The organism is Streptoverticillium reticulum (assembly GCF_047456005.1).
Taxonomy (GTDB): Bacteria; Actinomycetota; Actinomycetes; order Streptomycetales; family Streptomycetaceae; genus Streptomyces; species Streptomyces reticulum.
In genome coordinates, this window is sequence record NZ_CP179755.1 from 3,570,077 (window position 1) to 3,593,456 (window position 23,380).

The window sequence follows — 23,380 nt, forward strand, 5'->3', positions numbered from 1 at the left end:
CCCCAAAGGGGCGCGGGGAACTGCGCGACCAGCCACGACGAACCCGCAGTCGACGCACTGCACTTCCCGTGGAGCGCTTGGTACATGGTGAAGGGCCCGACCTCCGGTCGGGCCCTTCACCATGGTCACCACTAACCGTTCACATGCCCCGGCTTCAGCCACACCTGGTCCAGGTTGAAGTTGCACTGATTGCCCTGCTCGCAGGACACCTTGATGGTGTTCGTCCCCTTGTTGAGGTCGATCCAGGCGAACGTACGCGTCCAGCCCTTGTCCCACTCGCCGTTCTTCGCCTGGGCGAAGTTCTTCATGTTCAGCTGTCGGCTGCTCGCCTGGCCGTTGACCGTGAGCGTCGAGTTGGCGTCCGTGCCCGGCACGCCGTACCCCACGAAGACGGTGTACTCGCCGGCCTGCGGCACTTCCAGGCTCCACTCGACCGCGGCACCCGGCTTGTTCATGCCGGTGATGTACGTTCCGCCGTCGGCCTTGGCGCCCTGCACGTCCTTGGCGGTCGTGGCACCGCCGCTGAGGCGCAGGCTCGCCGCGTCACGCTTCAATATCCCGGCTGCCGACGGGTTCTGGGGCTCGTCGCTCGCCTTCTTCGAGTCGTCACCCGACTTGTCGCCCTTGCCGGACTTCTGCTCACCGGCAGAGTTCTGCTTGTCGTCCTTCGACGACGAGTCGTTGTTCGTCAGCATCGCCACCCCGATGCCGCCCGCGACCACCGCGACCACCGCTATCGCCGCTATCAGCGGCCCCCGCCGCTTCGGCCGTGCCGGAGCGGGCGGACCCGCCGCGTACCCCGCAGGGCCCGTCGGGGCCTGGGGCGCAGCCCCGCCCGGCAGGGTCTCCGGGGCCGCGTAGTGCGGGTGCTGCGGGCGCTGGGCGCCCGCGGGCTGGCCGTACTGGCGTGAGCCGACGGGGCGTACCTGGTTGTACGAGGTGCGGGGCACCCCGGGCCGGCGCTCGGCAGGCGCTTCCGTGGTGCCCTCGCCGCCCTCAGAGCGGTAGAGGTAGCCGAACGGGTCGTCGTTCTCCGGCGCCCCGGTGCCGTTGCCGTTGTTGCCGGCCGTCATCCCCTGTCACTCCCCACATGGTGTGCCCATCGGCGCCCACGTTCTGCACGCGCTCGCTCGTACACGCTCGGCGGCTGCGCCGCATCGGCGCAGCCTACCCCGAGCGGGCCGGATCACGCCGTGCGCCACCTATCCTGCCCGGCGGCCGGCTTTGGCGCGGGACCGTTTCTCGATGTACATCCGCTGGTCAGCGGAGTGCAACACTTCGTCGGCGGACATCCCGCAGCCTGCCCAGCCGATGCCGAAGCTCGCTCCGACACGCACCGCACGCCCGTCGACCCTTATGGGCGGAATGATGGCATTGCGCAACCGCACCGCGAGGTCCTCCGCGTCCGCGGGCCCCAGTCCGTCCGCGAGGACGACGAACTCGTCGCCGCCGAGCCGGGCGACGGTGTCGCCCTCGCGCACCCCGTTGCTCAGCCGCTGGGCGACCTCGATGAGGACGGCGTCGCCGGTGTGGTGCCCGTAGCGGTCGTTGATCGCCTTGAAGCCGTCGAGGTCGCAGAACAGGACGGCCAGGCCCCTGGCGTCGGCGTCGCCGTCGCCGCCCTCCCCGCCGTCTCCGCCGTCCTCGTCCGGCGCGAACGTGTGCACGTGGTGGTGATCGTGATGGTGGGCGTAACCGCCGTGCGCGTAGCCCCCGTCCGCGTACTCGTCGGGAGCGAAGTCCGGCGCGTAGTCCGGCACGGTGTCCGAGCCGAAGCCGTGCCCGTACGGTGCGGTGTGCGCGACGCTCTCGACCTCGGCGAAGCCGTCGAGGCAGCCGTACGGCGCGACGTCCGCCGCGGCGTGCGTCTCGCTGCCCGGCGGTCTCCCGCACAGCCGGGCGCTGAGCCGGGCGCGCAGTTCGGCGCTGTTGGGCAGGCCGGTCAGGGAGTCGTGGCTGGCGCGGTGGGCGAGCTGCAGCTCGTGCCGCTTGCGCTCCTCGATGTCCTCGACGTGCGTCAGCAGGAAGCGCGGTCCGTCCGCGGCGTCGGCGACGACCGAGTTGCGCAGCGACACCCACACGTACGTGCCGTCGCGCCGGGCCAGCCGCAGCTCGGCCCGGCCGCCCTCGGCGGAGGTGCGGAGCAGGGTGCCTATGTCCTCGGGGTGCACGAGGTCGGAGAAGGAGTACCGCCGCATCTGGGAGGCGGAGCGGCCGAGCAGCCGGCACAGTGCGTCGTTGGTGCGGTGCAGCCGCCCGTGCTGGTCGCCGCCGAGCTCGGCGATGGCCATGCCGCTGGGCGCGTACTCGAAGGCCTGCCGGAAGCTCTCCTCGCTGGCGCGCAGGGCCTGCTGCTCGCGCTCGAGCCGGACCAGGGCGCGTTGCATATTTGCGCGTAGACGAGCGTTGCTGATCGCAATGGCGGATTGCGATGCGTACATCTGGAGCGCTTCGCGGCCCCAGGCGCCCGGGCGCCGCCCGTTGTGCGGCTTGTCCACCGAGATGACGCCCAGGAGCTCGCCCCCGGAGGGCCCCGTCGTGTACATCGGGGCGAAGAGGCGGTCCATGGGATGCCACTCGTCGGCGAACCGCGGGGCGGGCCCGGCGGTGTGCCATTGGGGGACGTCGTCCTCGTCGAGGACCCACCCCTCCGTGTAAGGAATGAACCGCAGATCGCCCCACTGGTCGCCCATGGTGAGCCGCCGCTCCCACGACACCCGTGAGCCGACGCGGCCCGACATCAGCGCCTCTGCGCTGGCGCTTCCGGCCACCGCGGCCACCACCAGATCCCCGTCCGGCCGGACGAGGTTGACGGCTGCGAGCTCGTACCCGAGCCCGGTGACGATGCCGTCCGCGACGGTCTGCAAGGTGTCCGCGAGGCTGCGCGCGGTGTTCAGCTCCGCGACTGCCTGATGCACCTGTCGCAAGGTGGCCAGGCGGACATATGGCTCCGACTCGGTCTCCATAGCTCGCTCTCCCCCGAGACCTAAACAGCAACTCCAGGATTCTTTGTCGTCCGCTTACCACGGCCACTGAATCACAGCGAGCTGACTGCTCGGTACACAGGGTCAACAATTACCGCTCCATGTGACTCATGTCACAAGCGTGGGGGCCGTCCGGGCACTGGCGTTCGGAGATTCCTTGTGCCTCGCGAACGCCTTACGAACGCAAATCCGCGGCCGTGCGGGAACGATACGGAACATGACACAGGCCTAGGCCCAGGGCCTGGTCCCACAGCCCGATGCGCCCCTCGGGGAAAGGCGGCTAGCGTGCACACCGTGTTGCAGACGACCTCCGCCACCCCGCCCGTCGCGTCCGGCATAGCCCATCCTGAAGGGGTGAGCGCCGACGAATTCCGTGCCGCCCTCGCCCGCCTCGCCGCCGGCGTGGTGCTGGTGACCGCGCACGACCCCGAGGACGGCCCGCGCGGCGAGGACGTCGGCATGACCGCGACGGCCTTCCTGTCCGTCTCCCTGGAGCCGCCGCTGGTCATGGTCAGCGTACGCAACGACTCCCGGATGGACGACCTGCTGGCCCGCCAGCCCCTGTGGGCGGTCTCCGTCCTGGCCGAGGACCAGCGGCAGGTGGCGGCACGTTTCGCCATGAAGGGCCGCATCAGCGACCGGCTGCTGTTCGCGGACGTCCCGCACACACACGGCGAGGCGACGGGCGCCCCGCTGATCGACGGAGCGCTGTCGGTGCTGGAGTGCCGCACGGAGCAGCGGGTGCCGGCGGGGGACCACACGCTCGTCATCGGCCGCGTCCTCACGGCGACGGCGCCGAGCACGGACGCCGGACCGCTGACGTACTTCCGCGGCCGCTACCGGCAGTTGGGCTAGAGCCTTCTTCGCGCCCCGTCAGGGGCGCGGGGAACTGCGCGACCGGCCACGACGTTCCCGCAGCCGAGGTACCCGGGGCAGTGCGCCGACTGCAGGCCAGTGGCGGCTGATCGCGCCCACGCGGCGGAGCCGCATATGTCAACAGCCCCGCGCCCCTGACGGGGCGCGAAGATCCGACGGTCACCAATCCCGCCCGGTACGCCCCCGCTTGGTTTCGCTGCGCTGCTTCTTCTCGCGCAGCCGCCGCTCGTTGATGCCGCGCGGAATCTTCGTGGCCCGGCGCTGCTTGGGCGGCGGCGCGGACGCCTCGGCGAGCAGGGAGGCCAGCCGGACGGCGGCGGTCTCACGGTTGCGCCACTGCGAGCGGTGCTCGGAGGCGCGTACGACGACCACGCCCCCGTCGACGAGCCGGCCCGCGAGCCGCTCCAGGGCCCGCTCCTTCCACACCTGCGGCAGCGCGTCCGTGCGCGCGAGGTCGAAGCGCAGCTCCACCTGACTGTCGCTGGTGTTGACGTGCTGTCCGCCCGGACCCGAGGACCGGGAGAAACGCCACATGAGCTCGGCCTCCGGGAGGGAGACGGAGCCGCGGATGACGTAGGGACCGGACATGCGTCCCATGATCCTGCACGGCCCGCCGCACCGTCACATCGTTTTACGCCGGGGCAAGAGGAGAACCACGGCTGGGCAAAGAAAGTAAAGAAACCCTGGAACCCCACCGCCCCCACCGAGCGTTCTCCCGGATGACGACCTCGTCGATCTCGATCCGAGATCCCGATCTGCTCGATCTGAAGGGACCCATCCCATGGCTGTAAGCCTCTCCAAGGGCGGCAACGTCTCCCTCACCAAGGAGGCCCCGGGCCTGACGGCCGTCACGGTCGGCCTCGGCTGGGACGTCCGCACCACCACGGGCACGGACTTCGACCTCGACGCGAGCGCCATCGGCGTGAACGCGGGCGGCCGCGTCTACTCGGATGCGCACTTCGTCTTCTTCAACAACAAGTCCACCCCGGACCAGTCCATCGTCCACACCGGCGACAACACGACGGGCGCCGGCGAGGGCGACGACGAGCAGATCAACGTCAACCTGGCCGCCCTCCCGGCCGACGTCGACAAGATCGTCTTCCCGGTCTCCATCTACGACGCCGAGACGCGCGCGCAGAACTTCGGCCAGGTGCGCAACGCGTACATCCGCATCGTCAACCAGGCGGGCGGCCAGGAGATAGCCCGCTACGACCTCAGCGAGGACGCGGCGACGGAGACGGCGATGGTCTTCGGCGAGCTCTACCGCAACGGCGCGGAGTGGAAGTTCCGCGCGGTGGGCCAGGGTTACGCGTCGGGCCTGGTCGGCATCGCGCGCGACTTCGGCGTCAACGTCTGACGGACGCGCAAGGGGCACCCGCGGTGCGGGGTGCCCCACGACCCTCGGCAGACGGGTCAGATGCGGTCGGCCGCAATGAGCAGGTAGTGGAAGCTGCCTTCCTTGTAGGCGGTCAGGAAGGGGTCTTCGACGCCGGTGGCGAGGGAGGACTGGGCGCGCAGCTCCCAGTACGGAATCGTCGCCGCCGTCAGGTCCACCACGTTCATCGGGACGAGGCCGTTGGCCGCCATCGCCTTGAAGTAGGCGCTGCGGGGGTGGATGTTGCAGGTGTAGTGCTCGTCGATGCGGCTGACGGCCTTGGACCGGCCACCGGTGACGTCGTTGTAGCAGCCCGTGATGGTGACGTAGCGGCCGCCGAAGGCGAGCTGGCGGGCGTGTTCGGCGAAGAGCTGGAACAGGTCCACGTACATGGTGGACTCGTTGTTCCAGATGCTGCGGAAGGCGCCGGTGGGCAGGCCGGTGTCGAGCATGTTGCGGAAGTGGTAGCGCACCTGGCCGTCCACACCGCGCTTGCGGGCCTGGTCGTTGGCGAAGTCGACCTGGGTGTGGGAGATGGAGAGGCCGTCGACCCGGCAGCCGAAGCGGGCGTTGGCCATGATGCTGGTGCCGCCGCGGCCGCAGCCCGCGTCGAGCAGGCGGTCGGTGGGCTGCACGTCGCCGAGGTGGTCGAGCAGGACGTCGGCCTGGGCGGACTCCAGGCGGTGCAGTTCGGCGATGATGCGCGCGTCACGCGTGTCCTCGGGGCCCTCCAGGACCGAGGGGTCGTAGTCGCCGAGGCCGTAGTGGTGGTGGTAGAGGCCGTCGACATCACCCAGACGCAGATTGACCGGGTCCTTCTCACTGTTCCAGTAGTCCGCGACCGACTGCTGATAGGCCGTGCGCAGGACCTGGGCAGGGGCTTCCGGGGTGGTGGTCATGAGAGGGTGCTCCTTAACGTTCAACGTTCCGATGGGTCGAACAGGCGGTGCGCGGCTCAGGCGTCGGGGGTGCGGGCGACCTCGACGTTCTCCAGCACGCCGAGCGCGTCGGGGACCAGCACGGCCGCCGAGGAGTAGGTGCTCACCAGATAGGACATGACGGCCTGGTCGTTGATGCCCATGAACCGGACGTTCAGGCCCGGCTCGTACTCGTCCGGGATGCCGGTCTGCCGCAGCCCGACCACGCCCTGGACCTCCTCGCCGGTGCGCATCGCCAGGATCGAGGTGGTGCCCTGATCGGAGACCGGCAGCTTGCCCAGCGGGTAGATGGGCACGCCGCGCCAGGCGGGGACGCGGTGGCCGTCGACGTCCACGTCGCCGAAGTAGAGGCCACGCCGGTTGCACTCGCGGCCGAAGGCGGCGACCGCCTTCGGGTGGGCGAAGAACGCCTTGGTCTGGCGGCGCATGCTCAGCAGCTCGTCGAAGTCGTCCGGAGTGGGCGGCCCGGAGTGGGTGGAGATGCGCTGGCCGTGGTCGGCGTTGTGCAGCAGCCCGAACTCGCGGTTGTTGACGAGCTCGTACTCCTGGCGTTCGCGCAGCGCCTCGATGGTCAGCCGCAGCTGCTGCTCGATCTGGTTCATCGGGTCGTTGTAGAGATCGGCGACCCGGGTGTGCACCTTCAGGACCGTCTGCGCCACGCTCAACTCGTACTCGCGCGGTGCGAGTTCGTAGTCGGCGAACGTGCCCGGCAGGACGGGCTCCCCGGAGTGACCGGCGGCCAGCGCGATGTCCGCCTCGCCGCGCTTGTTCTGCGGGCGGTCGCCTTCGGCCCGGCGGCTCCGTACGTGCTCGCGCAGCCGCTCGTTCTGCCCGGCCACCTCCTCGTACGCCCGCCGCGACAGCACCAGCACCGTGCACGCGGTCATCGCCCGCGCGGTGAACTCCCACGCGCCGGGCTCCTCCGACACCGCCTGCCCGCCGAAGAACCCGCCGTCGGCGAGCACTCGCAGCCGCGACTCGTCCCCGTACTTCCCGGTGCCGGTCTGCTCCACCTTGCCGTGCGCGATCAGCACGACCCGGTCCGCCGGCTGCCCGGCCTGCACCAGGACCTCGCCCGGCTCGTACTCCTGCTGCTCACAGCGTCCGGCCAGCGCCTGCAGCACGCCGGCGTCGTCGAAGCCGCGCAGCAGGGGCAGTTCGCCCAGCTCGGCGGGGACGACCCGGACCGCGGCCCCTTCCTGGACGAAGGTCACCCGCCCGTCGCCGACCGCGTGGACCAGTCGCCGGTTGACCCGGTACGTACCGCCCTTGACCTCCACCCAGGGCAGCGTCCGCAGCAGCCAGCGCGAGCTGATGTTCTGCATCTGCGGAACGGTCTTGGTGGTGGTCGCCAGATTGCGGGCAGCCGCGACTCCGAGGCTCAACTGGGCCCGCCCTGCGTTCGCTTCGTCCTGCCCAGGTTGCTGGGGCTGCTCAGGCGTCACTGCGGTCGTCATCCCTGTTCCCTTCCAGACGGTATGGGGAGGCATGTCGGGGGCATCGGCCGCGGCGGCCGCCGGGCCTGCCGCAGGCGATGCGAGCCGCAAGTGAAGCAGCGCGTAACGATGTTGGTCGAGGGTGGCGAAACGTATGCCGTGCGTTTGCGCCACCGGCCGCAGAGCACGGATGCCGAGTTCAGACGTCTGCGGCGTCCCTCGACAACGGGAGCCATCGCTCCTCAGTACGGCCGGAATCCGGTGAACCGGCCCGGGATATCCGGCCCGGTGCTGGGAAGGAACGGGTGCGGGAGGGCGCCCTTGCGCCGTCTCCGCGTGTACTCAGGTGTACTCAGTTGTACGGATCTGTGGACGGAGTTGTTGCGGATGAAGGCGCCAATCCCCGCCGGCACGACCGACGCCGGGCCCATCCCCCCGGTGGCACGCCTGCTGTCCGGGCCGACGGGGATCGGGACGAACTCCCTGCGCCTCGCACAGGACTTGGCGCTGGACACAGCACTGCCGGAACCGCCGGAGCTTCCGGAGCCGCCGGTGTCGGAACCGACGCTGCATCCGTCGTCGGAGCGGATCGAAGGCCTGTACTGCCCGCCGGCCGTCCGGGACGACCGCGCACTGGCCGACGACATCAACGAACGGCTCGTCGAGTGGGCCGAGAAGGAAGTGGAGCTCTACCCGGACACCGATCTGCGGGACGACCTCGTGGCCTTCGACGCGGGACGGTCGGTGGTCCTGTGCCACCCGGACGCGCCGAGCATCGACCACCTGATGGCCGCCGCGCGTCTCCTCATCGGCGAGAACGCCGTGGACGACTACTTCTGCGAAGCGCAGTACGGCGGCACCGCGGACCGCCGCGGCGCGGCGCTGGCCGTGGCCCAGTCCGCGATCGACCCGGCCCACAACACCCCGCGCTACGAGGCCGACTGGCGGGCCGGACTCGAAGCCCACCCGGCCCTGCGCTCGATGCGGTCGGCCATGGACTACTTCTACGCCCTGTCCACCCCGGCCCAGGCGCACCGCTTCCGGCACGACATCGTCAACCTCTACCTCGGCTACAACGCCGAGGGCGACTGCATCAACCAGCGCCGCACGCCTTCCGCGTGGGAGTACCTGGTGCAGCGGCAGTTCAACAGCTTCCGCCCGTGCCTGACCCTCACCGACTCGGTCGGCGGCTACGAGCTCCCCGCCCACCTCTTCGCGGAGCCGGCGGTACAGCGGGCCGTCGCCCTGTCCTCCAACGTCGCGACCCTCTGCAACGACCTCTACTCACTGCGCAAGGAGCAGGCGAGCGGGCGCTTCCACTACAGCCTGCCGACGGTGATCGCCGCCGAGGAGGACTGCTCCATCGACGAGGCCTTCCAGAAGGCGATCGAGGTCCACAACGAGATCGTCCACCTCTTCGAGGAACAGGCCGCCGAACTCGCCACCATGAACCCCCTCGTGGCCCGCTTCGTGACCGGCCTGCACAACTGGATGACCGGCAACCACGAATGGCACGCGGGGAACGTGGGGACGCGGTACGCGACGTCGCCCTGAGGGACGGGCGTGAGCCGCCATTTCTGGTTGTCGCCGCCGGGGGCGGACCACTGGATGGCGTTGGTACCGGCGGGGGGTGTCACTGTGCACTCCTAGCCGTGTTCCTCACCGCACAAGAACCCGTCCCTGACGGCCTCGACCAACCCCCGCATCTGTTCCCCGTACCGTGCCGCTGAAGCAAACCTCTCGAATGTCTCGGCGTACGTCTCCACGTCCTTCGGTTCACGTGTCGCGATCTCCGAATGAAACGTTTCCACCAAGACCAACCTGTCGTCGTACAAGCTGAAGCACGTCATGGGGAAATCCGGCATCCGCCGTTCGAGCGGAAGCACCCCGACGGTGACGTTCGGGAGCCGGGAGAGGGAGACCAGCCGGTCGAGTTGAACGGCCATGACCACGGGATCGCAGATCAGCCAGCGCAGGACGTGCTCGCAGATCAGGAACCGAAACGCCCGGCCTGCCTCGTAGAGTGCCGCCTGACGCTCCAACCGTGCAGCCACGGTACGTGCCCGCGTCTCCTCCGGGAGCGCAGGCGGCAGAGAGAAGACAGCCGTCATGTATTCGGGGGTCTGCAGCAGGCCCGGGATCAACTGCCCCTGGAAAACCCGGAACACAGCGGTCTGTTGCTCGATCGCCTTGATGGCTTGCTGGTGCTTCCACGGCCCCATCCGGCGCAGCAACCGCCAGGCCGTGGCCTCGGTGGCCTCCGCTCGCGCCGCCTCCAGGAACTCCGCTTTGGCCTCGTCGGACACGCCCAGCGCACCGAGGATGAGGTCGACGTCCGTGAGCGTCGGGCGGATCCGGCAGTTCTCGATCTTCGACAGCTTCCCGGCGGACATGGAAGCCCTGCGGGCCACGGACTCGCCGGTACGCCCGGATGCCGTCCTCAGAGCCCGCAGAGCCTTGCCCAGCTCGGTGTGCCGTGTCAGCGGAACTGCTCCCAGTAGTCGGCGAAGGGCACCGCAGCCTCCTCCGCAACCTCCTGGTACCTGCGGTACTCGGCCAGACGGGCAGGCGCCAGCCGTTCCGCCCCGACGAACTTCCCCGACCCGGTGTAGTGCATGCGGTAGACCTCCGCGTCGTCGAACAACCAGAAGTCGTGGTCGGGCAGTCCGGTCACCCGCTGCCGTGCCAGGTCGATGATGCCGATGGTCTCGCCAGCGGTGATGTTCCCTGGGTACGCGGACAGTTCGTACCGCAGGTAGTCGGTGAGCGGCGAGGACAGAACGTGGACCCGGGACACCGTCTTTCCCAGGTCGGTCATCGACCGGACCCAGGGGTTGTCGCTCCATTCGGGCGGCATCGGTTTCCCTGCCAGGAATGCCTCGAACTCCTCCCGCTCCTCCTCGACGTCGTAGACGCTCAGCGTTTCCAGTCGGAAGGCGGTTTGCTCGAACGTCTCGAAAAGACGGCCGAATTCATCCCCGTCGAGCACTGAAGTAGTCCTCCAGAACAGCAGCAGGGACCATGACGGCAGTTTCCCCTTCTGGCAGATCGAGCTGGGCGAGCCGCCCAGGATCCGTGATCACATAGCCCTGCACGACATAGCTCCCGGAATCCTCGGTGGCCCACAGAGTCGGGCATGTTCCGTTTTTACAGTCGGGGTCACCCGACAGTTTTCGCAGCATCCTCGCCCCCTCGTCATGCCTGGCTCGTCCCTGTCGCGTCCGATGTTCCCGAGGGGACGGTCCACAGGTCAAGAACGCGGTCTTTCCAACACGGGAAAGGGCAGCCGATTCGGTGGACGCGGTCCCTTCACCGTGGTCTGCTGAATCTCTCAACTCCGGTCCGAACAAGGAGAATCCGCATGGGATGGGGCACCGGCAAGGGCAGCGAAGGCGGGGACGGGAAGCACTCCGGGAAGAAGGATCCCTCCGCCGACAAGCCGTCGCAGGATCACTCGCGACCTGCTCAGCAGCCGAAGCACAAGAAGGAAGGGAAGTGATCGTGCCCGCAGCGCGGGAGCTGCTGGCTGCCGTAGTGGCGGAGAACGGGCAATCGGCCGGACGGTGGGGAGACGCGCTGCTGGCCGTCCCCCGGCACGCCTTTCTGCCGGACACCATCTGGAGTGCCGACGGACACGGCACGTACACAGCTCTCGACGCCCATGCCGAACCCGACGCCTGGCTCGCCACCGCCTACGCCAACGCTCCCGTCATCACGCAAGTCAACGACGGCCGGACAGCCGGGCCGGATGCACCCGTACTGCCGTCCTCCTCCGCCTCGTCCCCCGCGATCGTCATCCGCATGCTCAGCATGCTCGACCCTCAACCCGGCCAGCGTGTCCTGGAGATCGGGACCGGTACGGGCTGGAACGCGGCCCTGCTCGCCCACGTCCTGGGCGCCGGCAGCGTGACCACGGTCGAAGTCGACCGTGAGCTCGCCCGGCGCGCCGCCGTCGCACTGGACGGTGCCGCCTGCGTCGTCACCGGGGACGGCGCACAGGGATGGGCGCCCGGTGCGCCGTACGACCGCGTGCTCGCCACATGCGCCGTCAGCACCGTCCCGTCGGAATGGATCCGCCAGACGCGCCCCGACGGCACCGTTCTCACCCCGTGGAGCAGCCCCTGGTGCGACTACGGGCTCCTCCACCTCACCGTCCACGACGACGGCACGGCACAAGGCCGCTTCTCCCCGCACTCAGCGTTCATGCTCATGCGCGGACAACGCCGCAACCTGCGCGTCTTCCGCGACGTCGTCCACGACGACCACCGGCCCGAGGAGTCGTGCACCGCCCTGTCCCCCTGGACCGTCGCCGACGACGACTGGGACCTCCAGTTCGCCCTCGGGCTGCGCTGCCCGGACCTCTGGTACGCGTGGCACGACGCACCGGCCGTGGACGGTGTCGCCACACGCCTGTGGATCGCGACAACCGACGCGACGGCGTGGGCGGCAGTGGATTACGACGGGCAGAGGAAGGACCGGTTCACGGTCTGGCAGCACGGCACCCGCCGCCTCTGGGACGAGGTCGAGGCGGCGCACGACTGGTACGTGCGACACGACCGCCCCACCCCCGGCCGCTTCGGCCTCACGATCCACCCTGCCGGACAACGTACTTGGCTGAACGATCCGGCCTGCCCCGTAACGCGCTGAGCCCTCCGCGCAAACAGGCCCCTCACCAAGGACGTTCGGCCCAGAGCATTCAGACAGTGCCCAGCTCGATGGGACCATGGGCCTGGGCCCCACGATGGGTCCCATCCCCCTCCAGATCGGCGTAGTAGCCGCCGCCGGCGACGGCCTGAACTGTCGACGGGGCGATGCTCAGCGGGCCATTGGTGATCGCCACACCCCGGCTGTTGGTGACAGCGCTGCCGACGGCCTTGCCACTGGCCAAGTAGAACTTCACCAGCATGCCCTCCAGGGGCTGCCCGGTGTCCGCATCCGTGACCCTGACGTTGAGGTTCTCCAACCGGCCCGCCCTTCCCTCTCACACCACCAGTGGAGGCCGGACCCACGGCCCGGCATGCAGCAAGAGCGTTGCGGAGCAGGGTGATTGAGACAAGACGATCAGTAACACTGCCCGACGGGATTCGTCACTGCGAGTGACACGAAGCGGTGGTGGTGGACAACCATCTGACCCGGCCCACCGGTTCAGGCCCCTGCTGCGCGCCGCTGCACCTGCATGGCCGTGAGCCGGCCCACCACCGCGGTGGCGAAACCGGCAGCCGCGATCATCAGCACGTTGTCGATGACGTTGGGGAGCAGCAGAAGCATCGACTCGACCGGATCGTCGGTGTCGTACCAGGGGTACACGCCGGAGAAGCCGACCAGCCCAAAGATCAGTTCAACGACCCAGAAGACCCACCAGGCGTTCAGGAATCCGCGGGGCACGCGCCGTGCGCTGCCCCCGTTCGGGTCACTGGCGGCCCAGATGTCGTCGGTGATGAGCTTCGGTATCCAGAGGCTTGCGACGGGCGTGAACCAGCCCCAGAGCGCCCAGCCGCGGCGGTAGCGGTGGCGGCCGGGTGCGAAGGCCTCGGCGTTGATACGGACCCGCCAGAACCAGAGCAGCCACATCACCGTCGTCGGCACCATGACCACCGCCTCGACGTTCTCCAGCAGCCCGAACAGCGTCTTGGCCCGGTCGACTTCGGCGTCGGGCAGCCCCGAGCCCGCATCGGCGGCATCGGCCAGGGTCCGGAACGTGTCGACCTGGAAGGCGAGATAGCCGAGCATCAGCAGTCCCAGGACCACCATCAGGGCCTGGAGTGCGATCGCCATGCCGCGGGGGGACTCGGTCGTGTCGACGTCCTCGCGCGGCGCGGTCGGCTCCGGCAGCGGCAGCGGCAGCGGCGGTCCGAAGGCGCCGACGGGGGCGTCCGCCACCGTGGCGACCCGCACCGGGGCGGCAGCGGCCGGCGACTCCGCGTCCAGCAGCTGCGCCGCGTGCCGCCCGAGGCCCGCGAGGACCTCCCCCGGCAGCCAGGGGCCTGCGGCCGGCGCGTGCTGCCGGGTGAACTCCACCAGTTCGGCAACGTCCGGCCGCCCTGCCGGGTCCTTGGCCAGGCAGCACACGATCACGTCGCGGAGGGGGCCTTCGGCGAGCCCCGTCAGATCCGGCTCCTCCGTGGCCACCCGGAACATCAGCGCGTGCAGCCCGCCTTCCGGCGTGCCGAACGGCAGCCGCCCCGTGGCCGCGAAGGCGAGGACCGCGCCGTAGCAGAAGACGTCGGACGCCGCGGTGACGCGCTCGCCGCGCACCTGCTCGGGCGACATGAAGCCGGGTGAGCCGAGCACCGCGCCCGTCTGTGTGGCCGGACCGCCTGCCGCCGGGTGCAGGGCGCGGGCGATCCCGAAGTCGATGACGCGCGGGCCGTCGACGGTGACCAGGACGTTGGAGGGCTTCAGGTCGCGGTGGACCAGTCCCGCGGCATGGATCTCCTGCAGTGCCGACGCCAGACCGTGCGCGAGAGTGCGTACGGAGTGCTCCGGCAGCGGTCCGTAGTCCTCGGCCACCACCGTGTGCAGGGCCGGACCGGCGACGTAGCCGGTGGCGACCCACGGCACCGCGGCCTCGGTGTCGGCGTCCAGCACGGGCGCCGTGCAGGCCCCGCCGACCTTCCGCGCCGCCTCGACCTCCAGCCGGAACCGGCGGCGGAACTCGGGCTCGTGCGCGACCTCCGGCCGGATCACCTTCACGGCCACCGTGCGCCCGCCCTCCGACCGCGCGAGGAAGACCTGGCCCATGCCGCCCTCACCCAGCTTCCGCAGTACCCGGTACCGGCCTATCCACTGCGGTTCCACCGGCGACATTCCGCCCATCGAGCCCGATTTCCTCTCGTGATCGCGTCGCGTGTGCGAAGAGAGCATAAAGAGCGGGAGCATTCGTCACGCACGTTGACCGTCTCGGCCCGCCTATTGTCGGGTGGAGGCGATCCGCCTGTCGGCGGCGCTCAAGAGAGGTGATGACAGGTGTGGCCTCGGGTCAACGGCATGCGTTCGATGGAGCTCGGCACTCCGGACGGGATGCGGACAGAACTGAACTCCCTGGTGCTGGCCGGGCAGAAGACCACCACCACCGGCCTGTTGGAGGACTACGCCAAGGAAACCGAGGACCTGGAACACCTCGGCGAACGGCTGGCGCTGCTGGACGACCAGGGGCAGTCCATCGCCGTCATCGAGATCACCGGCGTGGAGGTGAAGCCCTTCAGCGAGGTGACCTGGGAGCATGCCCGGGCCGAGGGGGAGGGCGATGCCTCGTTGGAGGAGTGGCGCGCCGGTCACCGCGGCTATTGGCATCGCTTGGGCACGACGGTCGAGGACGGCACTCCTGTGGTCTGCCTGGCCTTCCGCCTCGTCGGGGATTGACCGCCTCAGGCCGGCCGCCGGACAAACCCTAGGCGTCCTTCACGGTGAGGCCGACATGCTGCGCCAGGACGGGCGCCAGGTCGAACAGTTGGGGCGTACTGATCGTGGCGCCGTTCAGGGAGCCGATCCCGGAGGCGATGCGCAGCGCGGTGGCCTCGCGCAGGTCGACCCTGGTCAGGGTGGCCCTGTCGAAGCGTGCCCGGTCCAGGGTCGAGCCGGGGAAGCTGACGTCGGCCAGTGTGGCCCCGCTGAAGTCCACGTCGCGCAGGAGACAGTCGACGAAGACGACGTCCTTCAGCGAGGTCGCGCGCAGGTTGACCGAGTCGAGCTTGCACTGGTGGAAGACGGTGCGGCGCATCTCGGCGCCGTGGATCTCCGTTCCGGCGAGGACGCCGGCGGTGCACTCGGTGTCCAGCCAGGTGGTCTCCGCGAGGTTGGTACCGACCATGCGAACGGCGTGCAGCCACACCTCGTCGAACCGGGAGCGCCGCAGGCGGCCGCGGTCGAACGTGACCGAGGAGAAGGCCGATTCGCTGAAGAGGGACCTGCCTGCTTCCGCGTCCTGGAAGGAGGAGCCGTCGAAGTGGCGCCATTCGTAGACGCCTGCCTGCTCAAGTTCCTCTCCGGCGAACGGCTCTAGGCGGTCCGCATACGGCAGTTCGGCCAGGGATCGGGGGGCACGGACTCGCATGGGTTCCTTCCGGGACAGGCGGGCGGGGACGCCCCATGCTGGCGCCGCCCGCACGGTTTTGCCCAATCGGCGCGAACCAGGGAAACCGCCGCGAAAGCCGATCGGCTACCGCCCTGGAATGTACATATACGTGATGAATAGGGCATTCGATCATGCTGTTGTTGTGACGTTCTCACGGCTTGCGGGCGGCAGGGTCCCTGCTCCGGCCCCTGCCCTGGCGGCCAAGATGCCTACAGGGCAGGGGACTTCGAGTCCGCGCGCCTCAGGCCCGGCGGCCCGGCGCCGCCCGAGGCACAGTTCCCTGAAATTGATTCTGCGCCCCGCCCCATGATCGCCGGATCCGCAGGTCCTGCTCACAGGCCGTCCTGGACAAGCCGGCCCGCCCCTAGTACCGGGCGACGAATGCGGCCCAGGCCGCGGCGGGGAACGCCAGGGCTGGGCCGTGGGGGTTCTTGGAGTCCCGTACCGGGACCGTGCCGGGTATGTTGTCGGCGACTTCGAGACAGCTGTTGCCTCCCTTCTCGTCGCCTATCCCGCTGTGGCTGCTCTTGCGCCAGCTCGCCGGGCGCAGGTCACTTCGAGCACTCATCTGCGTATTCCTCCGCTACCGACTCGATCAAGTCCACGGACGCTTCCGGCGACAGCGCGACTGACCTCGCAAGATCGTAGGCACGCTCGCACCACGCCACCGTCGCCGGATCGTCCAGCAAGCTTCCGGTCCTGTAGCCCTCGCTGTACGCCACCGGCGGCGCATCCTCGAAAGTCATGAGCGTCAGTGAGCCGTCCACGACAGGGGCGCCTGCCCCAAACGGCATCACCTGCACGCCGATTCGCCGCTTCCGAATCAGCGCAATCACATGCTTCAGCTGCTCGTGCATCACAGCAGCCCCACCGATCTTGCGCCTGATGACGCCCTCGTCGAGAACGCTCCAGAATGACGGCTTCGCAGGATCATCGAGGATGCGCGCCCGTGCCAGCCGGGCGGCGACCCGGGCCTGAATCTCGTCCTCCGGCGCGAGGGGCAGGCCGCCCAGGAACACGGCACGGGCGTAAGCGGCCGTCTGCAGCACACCGGGGACGTACGTGGGCGCGTACTCCATGATCGTGGCGGCGAGCGTCTCAAGGTAGGCGGTTTCCGAAAAGGAATCGGCGTACGGGGACTTGTTGATCAGCTCGCGCCACATCCGCTCGAAGAACCCGCCGGTCCGCAGCTCCGCGTCGATCCGCAGCGCAACATCCAACTGCGGCTTGCGGATACCTGTTTCGAACTGACCGATGTACCCGCCGGAGCAGAAAACACGCCTGCCCAGCTCCTGCTGCGTGAGCCCGGCAGCTTCCCGACACCGCTTCAGCTCGGTCCCGAAGAAGCCCCATCCGATCCGAGGCTGTCCCGACCTCCCGGTACTGGCCAAAGCCTAACTCCCCTCGTTTACAAGGCCGTTGCACGGCGCGCCCCTCTCCCGACCATAGCCCCGCCCCGCCACTCTGTGAGGACACCCAACGCACACAACCCGAAGGAGGCGTTCCGTGTCCTACCGCGTGGGGGCATACGTCGTCGACCAGCGCACCGGCACACTCGCGCAAGTCATGGGGCACGTCGGACCGCGCGTGCAGATCAGACGCCCCGACGGCGGCCGTGAATGGGAGGCGCCCCCGCGCGCCCTGCGGCTCGCGACCCGTGACGAGTGCGTGGCCGCGGGGGTGCGCCCATGACACAGCAGGTCACCGCACCAGCCCCCGACACCGCGCGACTGGTCGCGCGGGCCACCCCCGGCACCGTGATCGTCACCCCCTGGGGGACACCGTTCAGCGAGCACGGCGCGCTCGCCCGGCTCACCGTGAGCGGTTACGGTGCGCACCGGCGCGCGGAGGGCCGGTTCACGGGCCCGGTTGTGCTCACCCCGTCGCCGTGCCCGCCGCAGCCGCGCAACGTAGTCGCCGAGGGCGAGGTGTCCACGACGGCGGTCACCGATGCGGAGTTCTGCGACCGCACGGCGCTCGCGTTCGTCCTCGGCATCCGGCTGCCGCACTGTCGCCAGGAGGTGGCGTACAAGCGGCGCGGCGCGCGGCCGGTGTGGCTGCACGGGCTGGGCGGCGCCGAAGAAGCGCACTCCTGGGCCTGTGTGATGTTCCGTGACGACCGGCCGGAGGCCCTCGTCTGGCAGGGTGGTCCGCGCCGCCTGTGGGACGAGGCGGAGGAGGCCTACGCCTGGTGGGCCCGCCAGGGCGAACCGCGGCACGACCGCTTCGGTCTGACCGTCACCCGCAGCGGGCACGCTGTCTGGCTCGACTCCCCCGGAAATGTGGTCGGTCCACGCGCGCGTTGAGCGAAGATGGAGCCATGGGCAAAGACGCAGCCGAGGCGCTCCGGAGGATCGCGGAGGCAGTCGAGCGGGAGCGTGACGACGCCACCCGCCGCTGTCCCGTGTGCGGTACGCAGACGCAGGTCGTTGCCACGGAGGAAGCGACGACGGGAAGCAGCAGCCCGCCGGCTGTCAATGTGAGAGCGGAGTGTGATCGGAAGTGCGCGAGCCTGCCATAGCCCGGCCGCTGGGTATCACCTGCCCGAACGGGGAGTGCGGCGGGACGATGACCAGACACGGTGACGTGTACGTCTGCCCCAAGTGCGGTTACCAGCTCTGATACAACCGGAAACCGGGGCATCCCAGGGCTCCTCCCCCGTACCGAACGAACGGCCTCCATGACAGACCGCAAGTCCTCCCCCGCGCCGCGCGGTGCGTTCGCCTGCCAGTGGTGCCAGGGCACCGGCTTCGCGGCGCGCGCGGCCGCGTACGTGTCCGGCATCGACCCCTTCGGCGGCCCGGCCGAGACCGTACGGCGCGCGGGGCAGTGCCGGCACTGCCGGGGCACGGGGGTGTACGACGCCGCCCAGGACCCCACACTGGACCACCCGGAGTGACCCGCGCGCCGGCCCGCGGCCGGGATGCGCCGTACGGCCCCTCCGGCGATCCTGGAGGGGTCAGGCACTCCTAAGGAGGACAGCCATGTCCATGCTCGACAAGCTCAAGGGTCTGCTGAAGGGCCACGAGGATACGGCCCGGCAGGGCGTCGACAAGGCGGGTGACGCCTTCAACGAGCGGACTCAGAACAAGTACCAGAGCCAGGTCGACACGGCCAAGCAGAAGTTGGACGAACAGCTCGGCAACCGGCCCCCGACCGACGACCAGCCGTAGGCGGCGCCGCGCTCACCACAGCTTGTCGATCTCGCCCGGATAGAGCGCGATGCGGCTGTTCCGGAAGACATCCGCGTTCCGTCGCGCTCTCTCCGTGAAGAAGGCGCCCAGGGTGATCATGTCGAACTCCGGGGCGTCGCTGGGCAGAGGATCCTCCGGCGTTCCGCCGATGAGTACGGATCCCTCCAGCACGTCCCACCCTGCGCTCCCGTAGAAGCCGCGCAGTGAGCGGTCACAGGTGAACAGCCCCACGTCCGCGCCGCGCGCGGCCATCTCCGCACGGGCGGCAGCCACGAGCTGCCGCCCGTGACCTTTGCCCCGCTGTGCCGTGTCGGTAACGACCGCACTGAGGCCGGAGGCCCGATAGCTGCGGCCGCCGTGGACGATGTCCTTGTTGAGGATGTCGAGCGTGGCCGGTACGGTCCCGTCCGGCGCGACGAGCAGCATCGCGACGGGCCGCAGGGCCGGGTCGTGCGGCCCGCCGCCGGGCCAGGCCTGTTCGCGCAGGGCCTCGGCCCGCGCGAAGAGTTCCGCCGGTATCGCGCCGTCCTCGTAGACGTGGATGCGTACGCCGGTCATCTTCGTTCTCCTCTCGCTCGGCGATTGCAGACATTCCTCACCGACGCCCGACAGCGGGCCATCCTCCGCCAAGTGGGCCCGGTCCACCGATTCCGCCCCGCACGGCCGTAACACCGTCTCGCGGAATGGGATGCGCGTCCGCCACGATTGCGTTTCCAACCGGAACCATACGGTTCACTTGCTGCCGCGGCGCGCGACGGTAACCCCGGACTCACCCCCCGTCATATCCCGTCCGGACCGTGCGGGTAGATTTCCGAACATCGAGGCCAAACGGACGGTCCGGCACTTGAACAGCAGGTGACGATTTCAAGTCACGGCCATTCCCGCCCAGTTCACCGCATAGCGGATTCCTTGCTCCGTCCTTCGGATAACGCCAGATCACATCCTTGTTGCGCCCCTGCCAATGACGGGGAATCGGTGGCACGCTCGAATCAATTCGCTCCTGCACCACTCCTGCATCAGGGCAGTCGACGTGGGCTGCCCCAACCCCCCTCATAGGAGACAGAGTTGAGAAGCGTCACCACCCCCTCCCGCAAGAACTCCCTGCGCGCCGCCGCGCTCGTCGCCTCCGCCGCCATGGTCGTCGTGGGCGTGCAGGCCGGCTCGGCGGGTGCCGCCTCCGGGAGCCATGACAGCGGCGGGCTGCCGCTCGCGCTGTCCGCGGGACAGAAGGCTTCGGCCATCAAGGACGCACAGGGCTCGACCTCCACGACCGCGGCGAAGATCGGCCTCGGCAGCAAGGAGAAGCTGGTCGTCCGCGACGTCGTCAAGGACGCGGACGGCACGGTGCACACGCGCTACGAGCGCACCTACGACGGTCTGCCGGTGCTCGGCGGCGACCTGGTCGTGCACGAGACCAAGAGCGGCGCGCGCAGCGTGACCAAGGCGACCGACGCCGAGATATCCGTGCCCACCACGAACCCGCAGGTGGCGCCCTCCGCCGCGAAGAAGAGCGCGCTGAGCGTCGCCGCAGACGCGCAGAACTCCAAGACCGACTCGCAGGCGCCGCGCAAGATCGTCTGGGCCGCCGAGGGCAAGCCGGTCCTGGCGTACGAAACCGTGGTGAAGGGCGTCCAGAAGGACGGCACCCCGAGCAGGCTGCACGTCGTCACCGACGCGGCCACCGGCAAGAAGCTCTACCAGCACGAGGCCATCGAGACCGGCGAGGGCACCAGCACCTACAGCGGCAAGGTCCCGCTGACCACCACCAAGTCCGGCTCCGGCTACGCGCTCACCGACGGCGCCCGCGGCGGTCACAGCACCTACAACCTGGCGCAGGGCACCGACGGCCAGGGCACGCTCTTCACCAACTCCAGCGACGTGTGGGGCGGCGGCGCCCAGACCGCGGCCGTGGACGCGCACTACGGTGCCGCGGTCACCTGGGACTTCTACAAGAACGTGCTCGGCCGCTCCGGCATCAAGGGCGACGGCAAGGGTGCGTACTCCCGCGTCCACTACGGCGACAACTACGTCAACGCCTTCTGGGACGACGAATGCTTCTGCATGACCTACGGCGACGGTGAGGGCAACTCCCACCCACTGACCGCGCTCGACGTCGCCGCCCACGAGATGACCCACGGCGTGACCTCCGCCACCGCGGGCCTCGAGTACAGCGGCGAGTCCGGCGGCCTCAACGAGGCGACCAGCGACATCTTCGGCAAGGCCGTCGAGTTCTACGCGAACAACAAGTCCGTCCCGGGCAACTACTTCGTCGGCCAGCAGATCAACATCAACGGTGACGGCAAGCCGCTGCGCTACATGGACAAGCCCAGCAAGGACGGCCGCTCCAAGGACTACTGGTCCTCCAGCCTCGGCGGCCTGGACCCGCACTTCTCCTCCGGCCCGGCCAACCACTTCTTCTACCTGCTGTCCGAGGGCAGCGGCGCGAAGACGATCAACGGCTTCAGCTACAACAGCCCCACCGCCAACAACTCCAAGATCACGGGTATCGGCCGCGACAAGGCCATCAAGATCTGGTACAAGGCGCTGACCACGTACTTCACCTCCACCACCAACTACAAGGCGGCCCGCACCGGCACCCTGAAGGCCGCCTCCGACCTCTACGGCGCCACCAGCACCGAGTACAAGACGGTCGCCGCCACCTGGGCCGCGATCAACGTCAAGTAGCCGCACGCCGCACGAACGTCCCCGCAACACCCCCCACCCCGGCGCCCGTGCTCCCGCCGCCCTCCAAGCGGCGGGAGCACGGGCGGCGCGTTTCGTACCGCGGCGCGTTTCGTACGTACCATCGGAAGCGTGATCGACCTCGGCTACTCCCTCTCCCGCCGCTTCCCGGACCCCCCGCAGACGGACTACCGCACCGCCGACGTGCACGCCCTGCGGCACGACCTCTTCTGCGGCGACGTCTACCTGGCCGACGTCAAGGCCGACCGGGAACTGTCCACAGCCTGGGGATGGGTGCCCGTACTCGACTTCGCCTGGGCCCTGTGCGACGTCATCGAGCTGCTCGACCAGGACCCCCGCGGCAACCGCTCGGCGCAGACCCAGTTCGCCGAGCTGGACTTCACCGAGTCCACCGACTGCCTGGTCTTCGAGCGCCGCTTCGGCTGGGTCGACGTCACCGCCGACTGGGCCCCGGACGAGGCCCCGCTGAACTTCAACCACCGCGCCCTGCGCCGCGAGGCCCGCGACTTCCTGCACGACCTGGTCGCCGACCTGACGGACATGCACGAGGGCCTCGCCGACAACCCCGCCGTCTGGGACCTGCTCGCCCGCTTCCCCCGGGTGTGAACTCCCGTGCGTGACCGGGAAGTTGGGCGGCACCGACAACGGTCTTGACCTCAACCATCCTTGAGGTTGAACACTCGTGATCACCGGACCGTCCGGCCACCGCCTCACGAGGAGCAACCTCATGCACGCTGTCCGCCTGCACGCCTTCGGCCCCGCCGAGAACCTCGTGTACGAGGAGACCGACACCCCCGAACCCGGCCCCGGCCAGGTCCGCATCGCCGTCGCCGCCTGCGGCGTCCACCTGCTCGACACCAGCCTGCGCGCCGGCGACGCCGGCGGCAGCCCCGTCCCGCTGCCCGAGCTGCCCACCGTCCCCGGCCGCGAGGTCGCCGGCACCGTGGACGCCCTGGGCGAGGGCACCGACCCGCGGTGGCTGGGCCGCCGCGTCGTCACCCACCTGGGCACCGCCCCCGGCGGCTACGCGGAGGCCGCCGTCGCCGACGCGGAGCGGCTGCACGAGATCCCGTACGGGCTGGACGCCGCCCAGGCCATCGCCATGATCGGTACCGGGCGGACGGCGCTCGGCATCCTCGGCTTCACCGAGCTGTCCGCGGACGACGTCGTCGTCGTGACGGCCGCGGCCGGCGGGATCGGCTCGCTGCTGGTGCAGCACGCGAGGAACGCCGGAGCCACGGTCGTCGGACTCGCGGGCAGCCGGGCCAAGGTCGCACAGGTCCGTGCGCTGGGCGCCGGCATCGCCCTCGACTACACCGTCGACGGGTGGGCGGAGCAGGCCCGTACGGCCCTGGACGGACGTGTCGCGACGGTCGTCTTCGACGGGGTCGGCGGGGAGGCCGCCCGCGCGGCGGTCGGCCTGCTCGGCGAGGGCGGACTCCACCTCGTCTTCGGCTGGTCCGCGGGCGACGGGCCGGCCGGGCCGGACCACGGGGCGGACGCGCGGGGCATCGTGTCGCGGAGCGCGCTGGGGCCCGCGATGCTCGAACGGTTCGGCGGCGGCATGGCCGGAATGCGGCAGCTGGAAACCCTGTCCCTGGCCCAGGCGGCGGCCGGGGCGGTGATCCCGCTGGTGCAGCGGTACCCGCTGCGCGAGGCGGCCGAGGCGCACCGGGCGCTGGAGACCAGGGGAACCGTGGGCAAGGTGGTGCTCTGCCCGTGAAAGAACGGGTCAGGGAGGGGAAAAGGCCGCACCAAACCCGACAGGCGCGGCGCCCCCGTCCGGCCTAGCCTGAAAGG

26 protein-coding genes are annotated in these 23,380 nt (G+C 69.7%); 13 read left to right on the plus strand and 13 right to left on the minus strand.

Going from position 1 to position 23,380, the window contains the following annotated elements; genetic code table 11:
• Positions 1-131: 131 nt before the first annotated feature.
• Complete coding sequence (locus ACMATS_RS16025; protein ID WP_390780365.1) at positions 132-1,073, minus strand: CBM35 domain-containing protein; 942 nt, start codon at positions 1,071-1,073, stop codon at positions 132-134.
• A gap of 129 nt (positions 1,074-1,202) precedes the next feature.
• Positions 1,203-2,966, minus strand: coding sequence for a diguanylate cyclase CdgB (gene cdgB, locus ACMATS_RS16030; RefSeq protein ID WP_414168257.1), 1,764 nt, complete (start codon positions 2,964-2,966; stop codon positions 1,203-1,205).
• A 312-nt stretch (positions 2,967-3,278) separates the two neighbouring features.
• Here cdgB and ACMATS_RS16035 point away from each other — a divergent pair, with 312 nt between their 5' ends.
• Entirely contained in the window at positions 3,279-3,839 is a 561-nt protein-coding gene (locus ACMATS_RS16035; RefSeq protein WP_414168258.1) for a flavin reductase family protein, read from the plus strand.
• 180 nt (positions 3,840-4,019) lie between these two features.
• On the opposite strand, the gene arfB is transcribed toward ACMATS_RS16035, so the two are convergent.
• A complete protein-coding gene (arfB, locus tag ACMATS_RS16040) occupies positions 4,020-4,457 on the minus strand; it encodes an alternative ribosome rescue aminoacyl-tRNA hydrolase ArfB (protein WP_390780362.1) in 438 nt (145 codons plus the stop codon).
• Positions 4,458-4,641: 184 nt separating this feature from the next.
• Between arfB and ACMATS_RS16045 the strand changes: the two genes are divergently transcribed.
• Positions 4,642-5,217, plus strand: a complete 576-nt coding sequence (locus ACMATS_RS16045; RefSeq protein WP_336416055.1) for a TerD family protein — start codon at positions 4,642-4,644, stop codon at positions 5,215-5,217.
• Between the two features lie 56 nt (positions 5,218-5,273).
• Here ACMATS_RS16045 and ACMATS_RS16050 read toward each other — a convergent pair whose 3' ends face one another.
• Both ACMATS_RS16050 and ACMATS_RS16055 read right to left on the minus strand, forming a co-directional pair.
• Complete coding sequence (locus tag ACMATS_RS16050; RefSeq protein WP_414168259.1) at positions 5,274-6,134, minus strand: geranyl diphosphate 2-C-methyltransferase; 861 nt, start codon at positions 6,132-6,134, stop codon at positions 5,274-5,276.
• Between the two features lie 56 nt (positions 6,135-6,190).
• Positions 6,191-7,630: a family 2B encapsulin nanocompartment shell protein gene (locus tag ACMATS_RS16055; protein ID WP_414168260.1), complete on the minus strand. Its 1,440-nt coding sequence runs from the start codon at positions 7,628-7,630 to the stop codon at positions 6,191-6,193.
• A 366-nt stretch (positions 7,631-7,996) separates the two neighbouring features.
• On the opposite strand from ACMATS_RS16055, the gene ACMATS_RS16060 reads away from it, so the two are divergent.
• Positions 7,997-9,163: a family 2 encapsulin nanocompartment cargo protein terpene cyclase gene (locus tag ACMATS_RS16060; protein WP_414168261.1), complete on the plus strand. Its 1,167-nt coding sequence runs from the start codon at positions 7,997-7,999 to the stop codon at positions 9,161-9,163.
• A gap of 92 nt (positions 9,164-9,255) precedes the next feature.
• On the opposite strand, the gene ACMATS_RS16065 is transcribed toward ACMATS_RS16060, so the two are convergent.
• Positions 9,256-10,107 (minus strand): helix-turn-helix domain-containing protein, encoded by an 852-nt coding sequence (locus ACMATS_RS16065; protein WP_414170734.1) that lies wholly within the window; start codon positions 10,105-10,107, stop codon positions 9,256-9,258.
• A complete protein-coding gene (locus ACMATS_RS16070) occupies positions 10,089-10,598 on the minus strand; it encodes a DUF6879 family protein (RefSeq protein ID WP_414168262.1) in 510 nt (169 codons plus the stop codon). Before ACMATS_RS16070 ends, ACMATS_RS16065 begins: the two co-directional genes overlap by 19 nt.
• Positions 10,599-10,970: 372 nt before the next feature.
• On the opposite strand from ACMATS_RS16070, the gene ACMATS_RS16075 reads away from it, so the two are divergent.
• Positions 10,971-11,108, plus strand: coding sequence for a hypothetical protein (locus ACMATS_RS16075; RefSeq protein ID WP_414168263.1), 138 nt, complete (start codon positions 10,971-10,973; stop codon positions 11,106-11,108).
• The gene (locus ACMATS_RS16080; protein ID WP_414168264.1) at positions 11,105-12,256 is read left to right on the plus strand and encodes a methyltransferase; all 1,152 of its coding nucleotides are present in this window, start codon (positions 11,105-11,107) and stop codon (positions 12,254-12,256) included. Before ACMATS_RS16075 ends, ACMATS_RS16080 begins: the two co-directional genes overlap by 4 nt.
• A 49-nt stretch (positions 12,257-12,305) precedes the next feature.
• Here the strand turns inward: ACMATS_RS16080 and ACMATS_RS16085 are convergent, their stop codons facing one another.
• Entirely contained in the window at positions 12,306-12,572 is a 267-nt protein-coding gene (locus tag ACMATS_RS16085) for a hypothetical protein (RefSeq protein WP_414168265.1), read from the minus strand.
• Between the two features lie 182 nt (positions 12,573-12,754).
• Positions 12,755-14,425: a protein kinase domain-containing protein gene (locus tag ACMATS_RS16090; protein ID WP_414168266.1), complete on the minus strand. Its 1,671-nt coding sequence runs from the start codon at positions 14,423-14,425 to the stop codon at positions 12,755-12,757.
• 171 nt (positions 14,426-14,596) lie between these two features.
• On the opposite strand from ACMATS_RS16090, the gene ACMATS_RS16095 reads away from it, so the two are divergent.
• Positions 14,597-14,971, plus strand: coding sequence for an ASCH domain-containing protein (locus ACMATS_RS16095; RefSeq protein WP_414168267.1), 375 nt, complete (start codon positions 14,597-14,599; stop codon positions 14,969-14,971).
• A 28-nt stretch (positions 14,972-14,999) separates the two neighbouring features.
• On the opposite strand, the gene ACMATS_RS16100 is transcribed toward ACMATS_RS16095, so the two are convergent.
• From ACMATS_RS16100 to ACMATS_RS16110, 3 genes are all read right to left on the minus strand, one after another.
• Entirely contained in the window at positions 15,000-15,662 is a 663-nt protein-coding gene (locus tag ACMATS_RS16100; protein ID WP_414168268.1) for a pentapeptide repeat-containing protein, read from the minus strand.
• A gap of 385 nt (positions 15,663-16,047) precedes the next feature.
• Positions 16,048-16,251 carry a DUF397 domain-containing protein gene (locus ACMATS_RS16105; RefSeq protein ID WP_414168269.1) on the minus strand — a complete coding sequence of 68 codons (204 nt, stop codon included), beginning with the start codon at positions 16,249-16,251 and terminating at the stop codon, positions 16,048-16,050.
• Positions 16,235-17,074, minus strand: a complete 840-nt coding sequence (locus tag ACMATS_RS16110; protein WP_414168270.1) for a helix-turn-helix domain-containing protein — start codon at positions 17,072-17,074, stop codon at positions 16,235-16,237. The genes ACMATS_RS16105 and ACMATS_RS16110 overlap by 17 nt, the downstream gene beginning before the upstream one ends.
• A 115-nt stretch (positions 17,075-17,189) precedes the next feature.
• Here ACMATS_RS16110 and ACMATS_RS16115 point away from each other — a divergent pair, with 115 nt between their 5' ends.
• The 4 genes from ACMATS_RS16115 (at position 17,190) to ACMATS_RS16130 (ending at position 18,856) form a co-directional block, all read left to right on the plus strand.
• Positions 17,190-17,375 carry a hypothetical protein gene (locus ACMATS_RS16115; RefSeq protein ID WP_336416071.1) on the plus strand — a complete coding sequence of 62 codons (186 nt, stop codon included), beginning with the start codon at positions 17,190-17,192 and terminating at the stop codon, positions 17,373-17,375.
• Positions 17,372-17,989, plus strand: a complete 618-nt coding sequence (locus ACMATS_RS16120; protein WP_414168271.1) for a hypothetical protein — start codon at positions 17,372-17,374, stop codon at positions 17,987-17,989. Before ACMATS_RS16115 ends, ACMATS_RS16120 begins: the two co-directional genes overlap by 4 nt.
• A 374-nt stretch (positions 17,990-18,363) precedes the next feature.
• A complete protein-coding gene (locus ACMATS_RS16125; RefSeq protein ID WP_390780345.1) occupies positions 18,364-18,582 on the plus strand; it encodes a hypothetical protein in 219 nt (72 codons plus the stop codon).
• Between the two features lie 85 nt (positions 18,583-18,667).
• Entirely contained in the window at positions 18,668-18,856 is a 189-nt protein-coding gene (locus ACMATS_RS16130; protein WP_336416074.1) for an antitoxin, read from the plus strand.
• A gap of 12 nt (positions 18,857-18,868) precedes the next feature.
• On the opposite strand, the gene ACMATS_RS16135 is transcribed toward ACMATS_RS16130, so the two are convergent.
• A complete protein-coding gene (locus tag ACMATS_RS16135) occupies positions 18,869-19,435 on the minus strand; it encodes a GNAT family N-acetyltransferase (protein ID WP_391153947.1) in 567 nt (188 codons plus the stop codon).
• 507 nt (positions 19,436-19,942) lie between these two features.
• On the opposite strand from ACMATS_RS16135, the gene ACMATS_RS16140 reads away from it, so the two are divergent.
• From ACMATS_RS16140 to ACMATS_RS16150, 3 genes are all read left to right on the plus strand, one after another.
• Positions 19,943-21,562, plus strand: coding sequence for a M4 family metallopeptidase (locus tag ACMATS_RS16140; RefSeq protein WP_414168272.1), 1,620 nt, complete (start codon positions 19,943-19,945; stop codon positions 21,560-21,562).
• A gap of 129 nt (positions 21,563-21,691) precedes the next feature.
• The gene (locus ACMATS_RS16145; protein WP_414168273.1) at positions 21,692-22,186 is read left to right on the plus strand and encodes a hypothetical protein; all 495 of its coding nucleotides are present in this window, start codon (positions 21,692-21,694) and stop codon (positions 22,184-22,186) included.
• 121 nt (positions 22,187-22,307) lie between these two features.
• The gene (locus ACMATS_RS16150; RefSeq protein WP_414168274.1) at positions 22,308-23,303 is read left to right on the plus strand and encodes a zinc-binding dehydrogenase; all 996 of its coding nucleotides are present in this window, start codon (positions 22,308-22,310) and stop codon (positions 23,301-23,303) included.
• The last annotated feature ends 77 nt before the right edge of the window (positions 23,304-23,380 follow it).

Coding starts and splice junctions, on each gene's coding strand:
- ACMATS_RS16025 (WP_390780365.1), bottom strand. CDS start 1,073: ATGACGGCCGGCAACAACGGCAACGGCACCGGGGCGCCGGAGAACGAC.
- cdgB (WP_414168257.1), bottom strand. CDS start 2,966: ATGGAGACCGAGTCGGAGCCATATGTCCGCCTGGCCACCTTGCGACAG.
- arfB (WP_390780362.1), bottom strand. CDS start 4,457: ATGGGACGCATGTCCGGTCCCTACGTCATCCGCGGCTCCGTCTCCCTC.
- ACMATS_RS16045 (WP_336416055.1), top strand. CDS start 4,642: ATGGCTGTAAGCCTCTCCAAGGGCGGCAACGTCTCCCTCACCAAGGAG.
- ACMATS_RS16050 (WP_414168259.1), bottom strand. CDS start 6,134: ATGACCACCACCCCGGAAGCCCCTGCCCAGGTCCTGCGCACGGCCTAT.
- ACMATS_RS16055 (WP_414168260.1), bottom strand. CDS start 7,630: ATGACGACCGCAGTGACGCCTGAGCAGCCCCAGCAACCTGGGCAGGAC.
- ACMATS_RS16060 (WP_414168261.1), top strand. CDS start 7,997: ATGAAGGCGCCAATCCCCGCCGGCACGACCGACGCCGGGCCCATCCCC.
- ACMATS_RS16075 (WP_414168263.1), top strand. CDS start 10,971: ATGGGATGGGGCACCGGCAAGGGCAGCGAAGGCGGGGACGGGAAGCAC.
- ACMATS_RS16090 (WP_414168266.1), bottom strand. CDS start 14,425: ATGGGCGGAATGTCGCCGGTGGAACCGCAGTGGATAGGCCGGTACCGG.
- ACMATS_RS16095 (WP_414168267.1), top strand. CDS start 14,597: ATGCGTTCGATGGAGCTCGGCACTCCGGACGGGATGCGGACAGAACTG.
- ACMATS_RS16100 (WP_414168268.1), bottom strand. CDS start 15,662: ATGCGAGTCCGTGCCCCCCGATCCCTGGCCGAACTGCCGTATGCGGAC.
- ACMATS_RS16105 (WP_414168269.1), bottom strand. CDS start 16,251: ATGAGTGCTCGAAGTGACCTGCGCCCGGCGAGCTGGCGCAAGAGCAGC.
- ACMATS_RS16120 (WP_414168271.1), top strand. CDS start 17,372: ATGACACAGCAGGTCACCGCACCAGCCCCCGACACCGCGCGACTGGTC.
- ACMATS_RS16125 (WP_390780345.1), top strand. CDS start 18,364: ATGACAGACCGCAAGTCCTCCCCCGCGCCGCGCGGTGCGTTCGCCTGC.
- ACMATS_RS16130 (WP_336416074.1), top strand. CDS start 18,668: ATGTCCATGCTCGACAAGCTCAAGGGTCTGCTGAAGGGCCACGAGGAT.
- ACMATS_RS16135 (WP_391153947.1), bottom strand. CDS start 19,435: ATGACCGGCGTACGCATCCACGTCTACGAGGACGGCGCGATACCGGCG.
- ACMATS_RS16150 (WP_414168274.1), top strand. CDS start 22,308: ATGCACGCTGTCCGCCTGCACGCCTTCGGCCCCGCCGAGAACCTCGTG.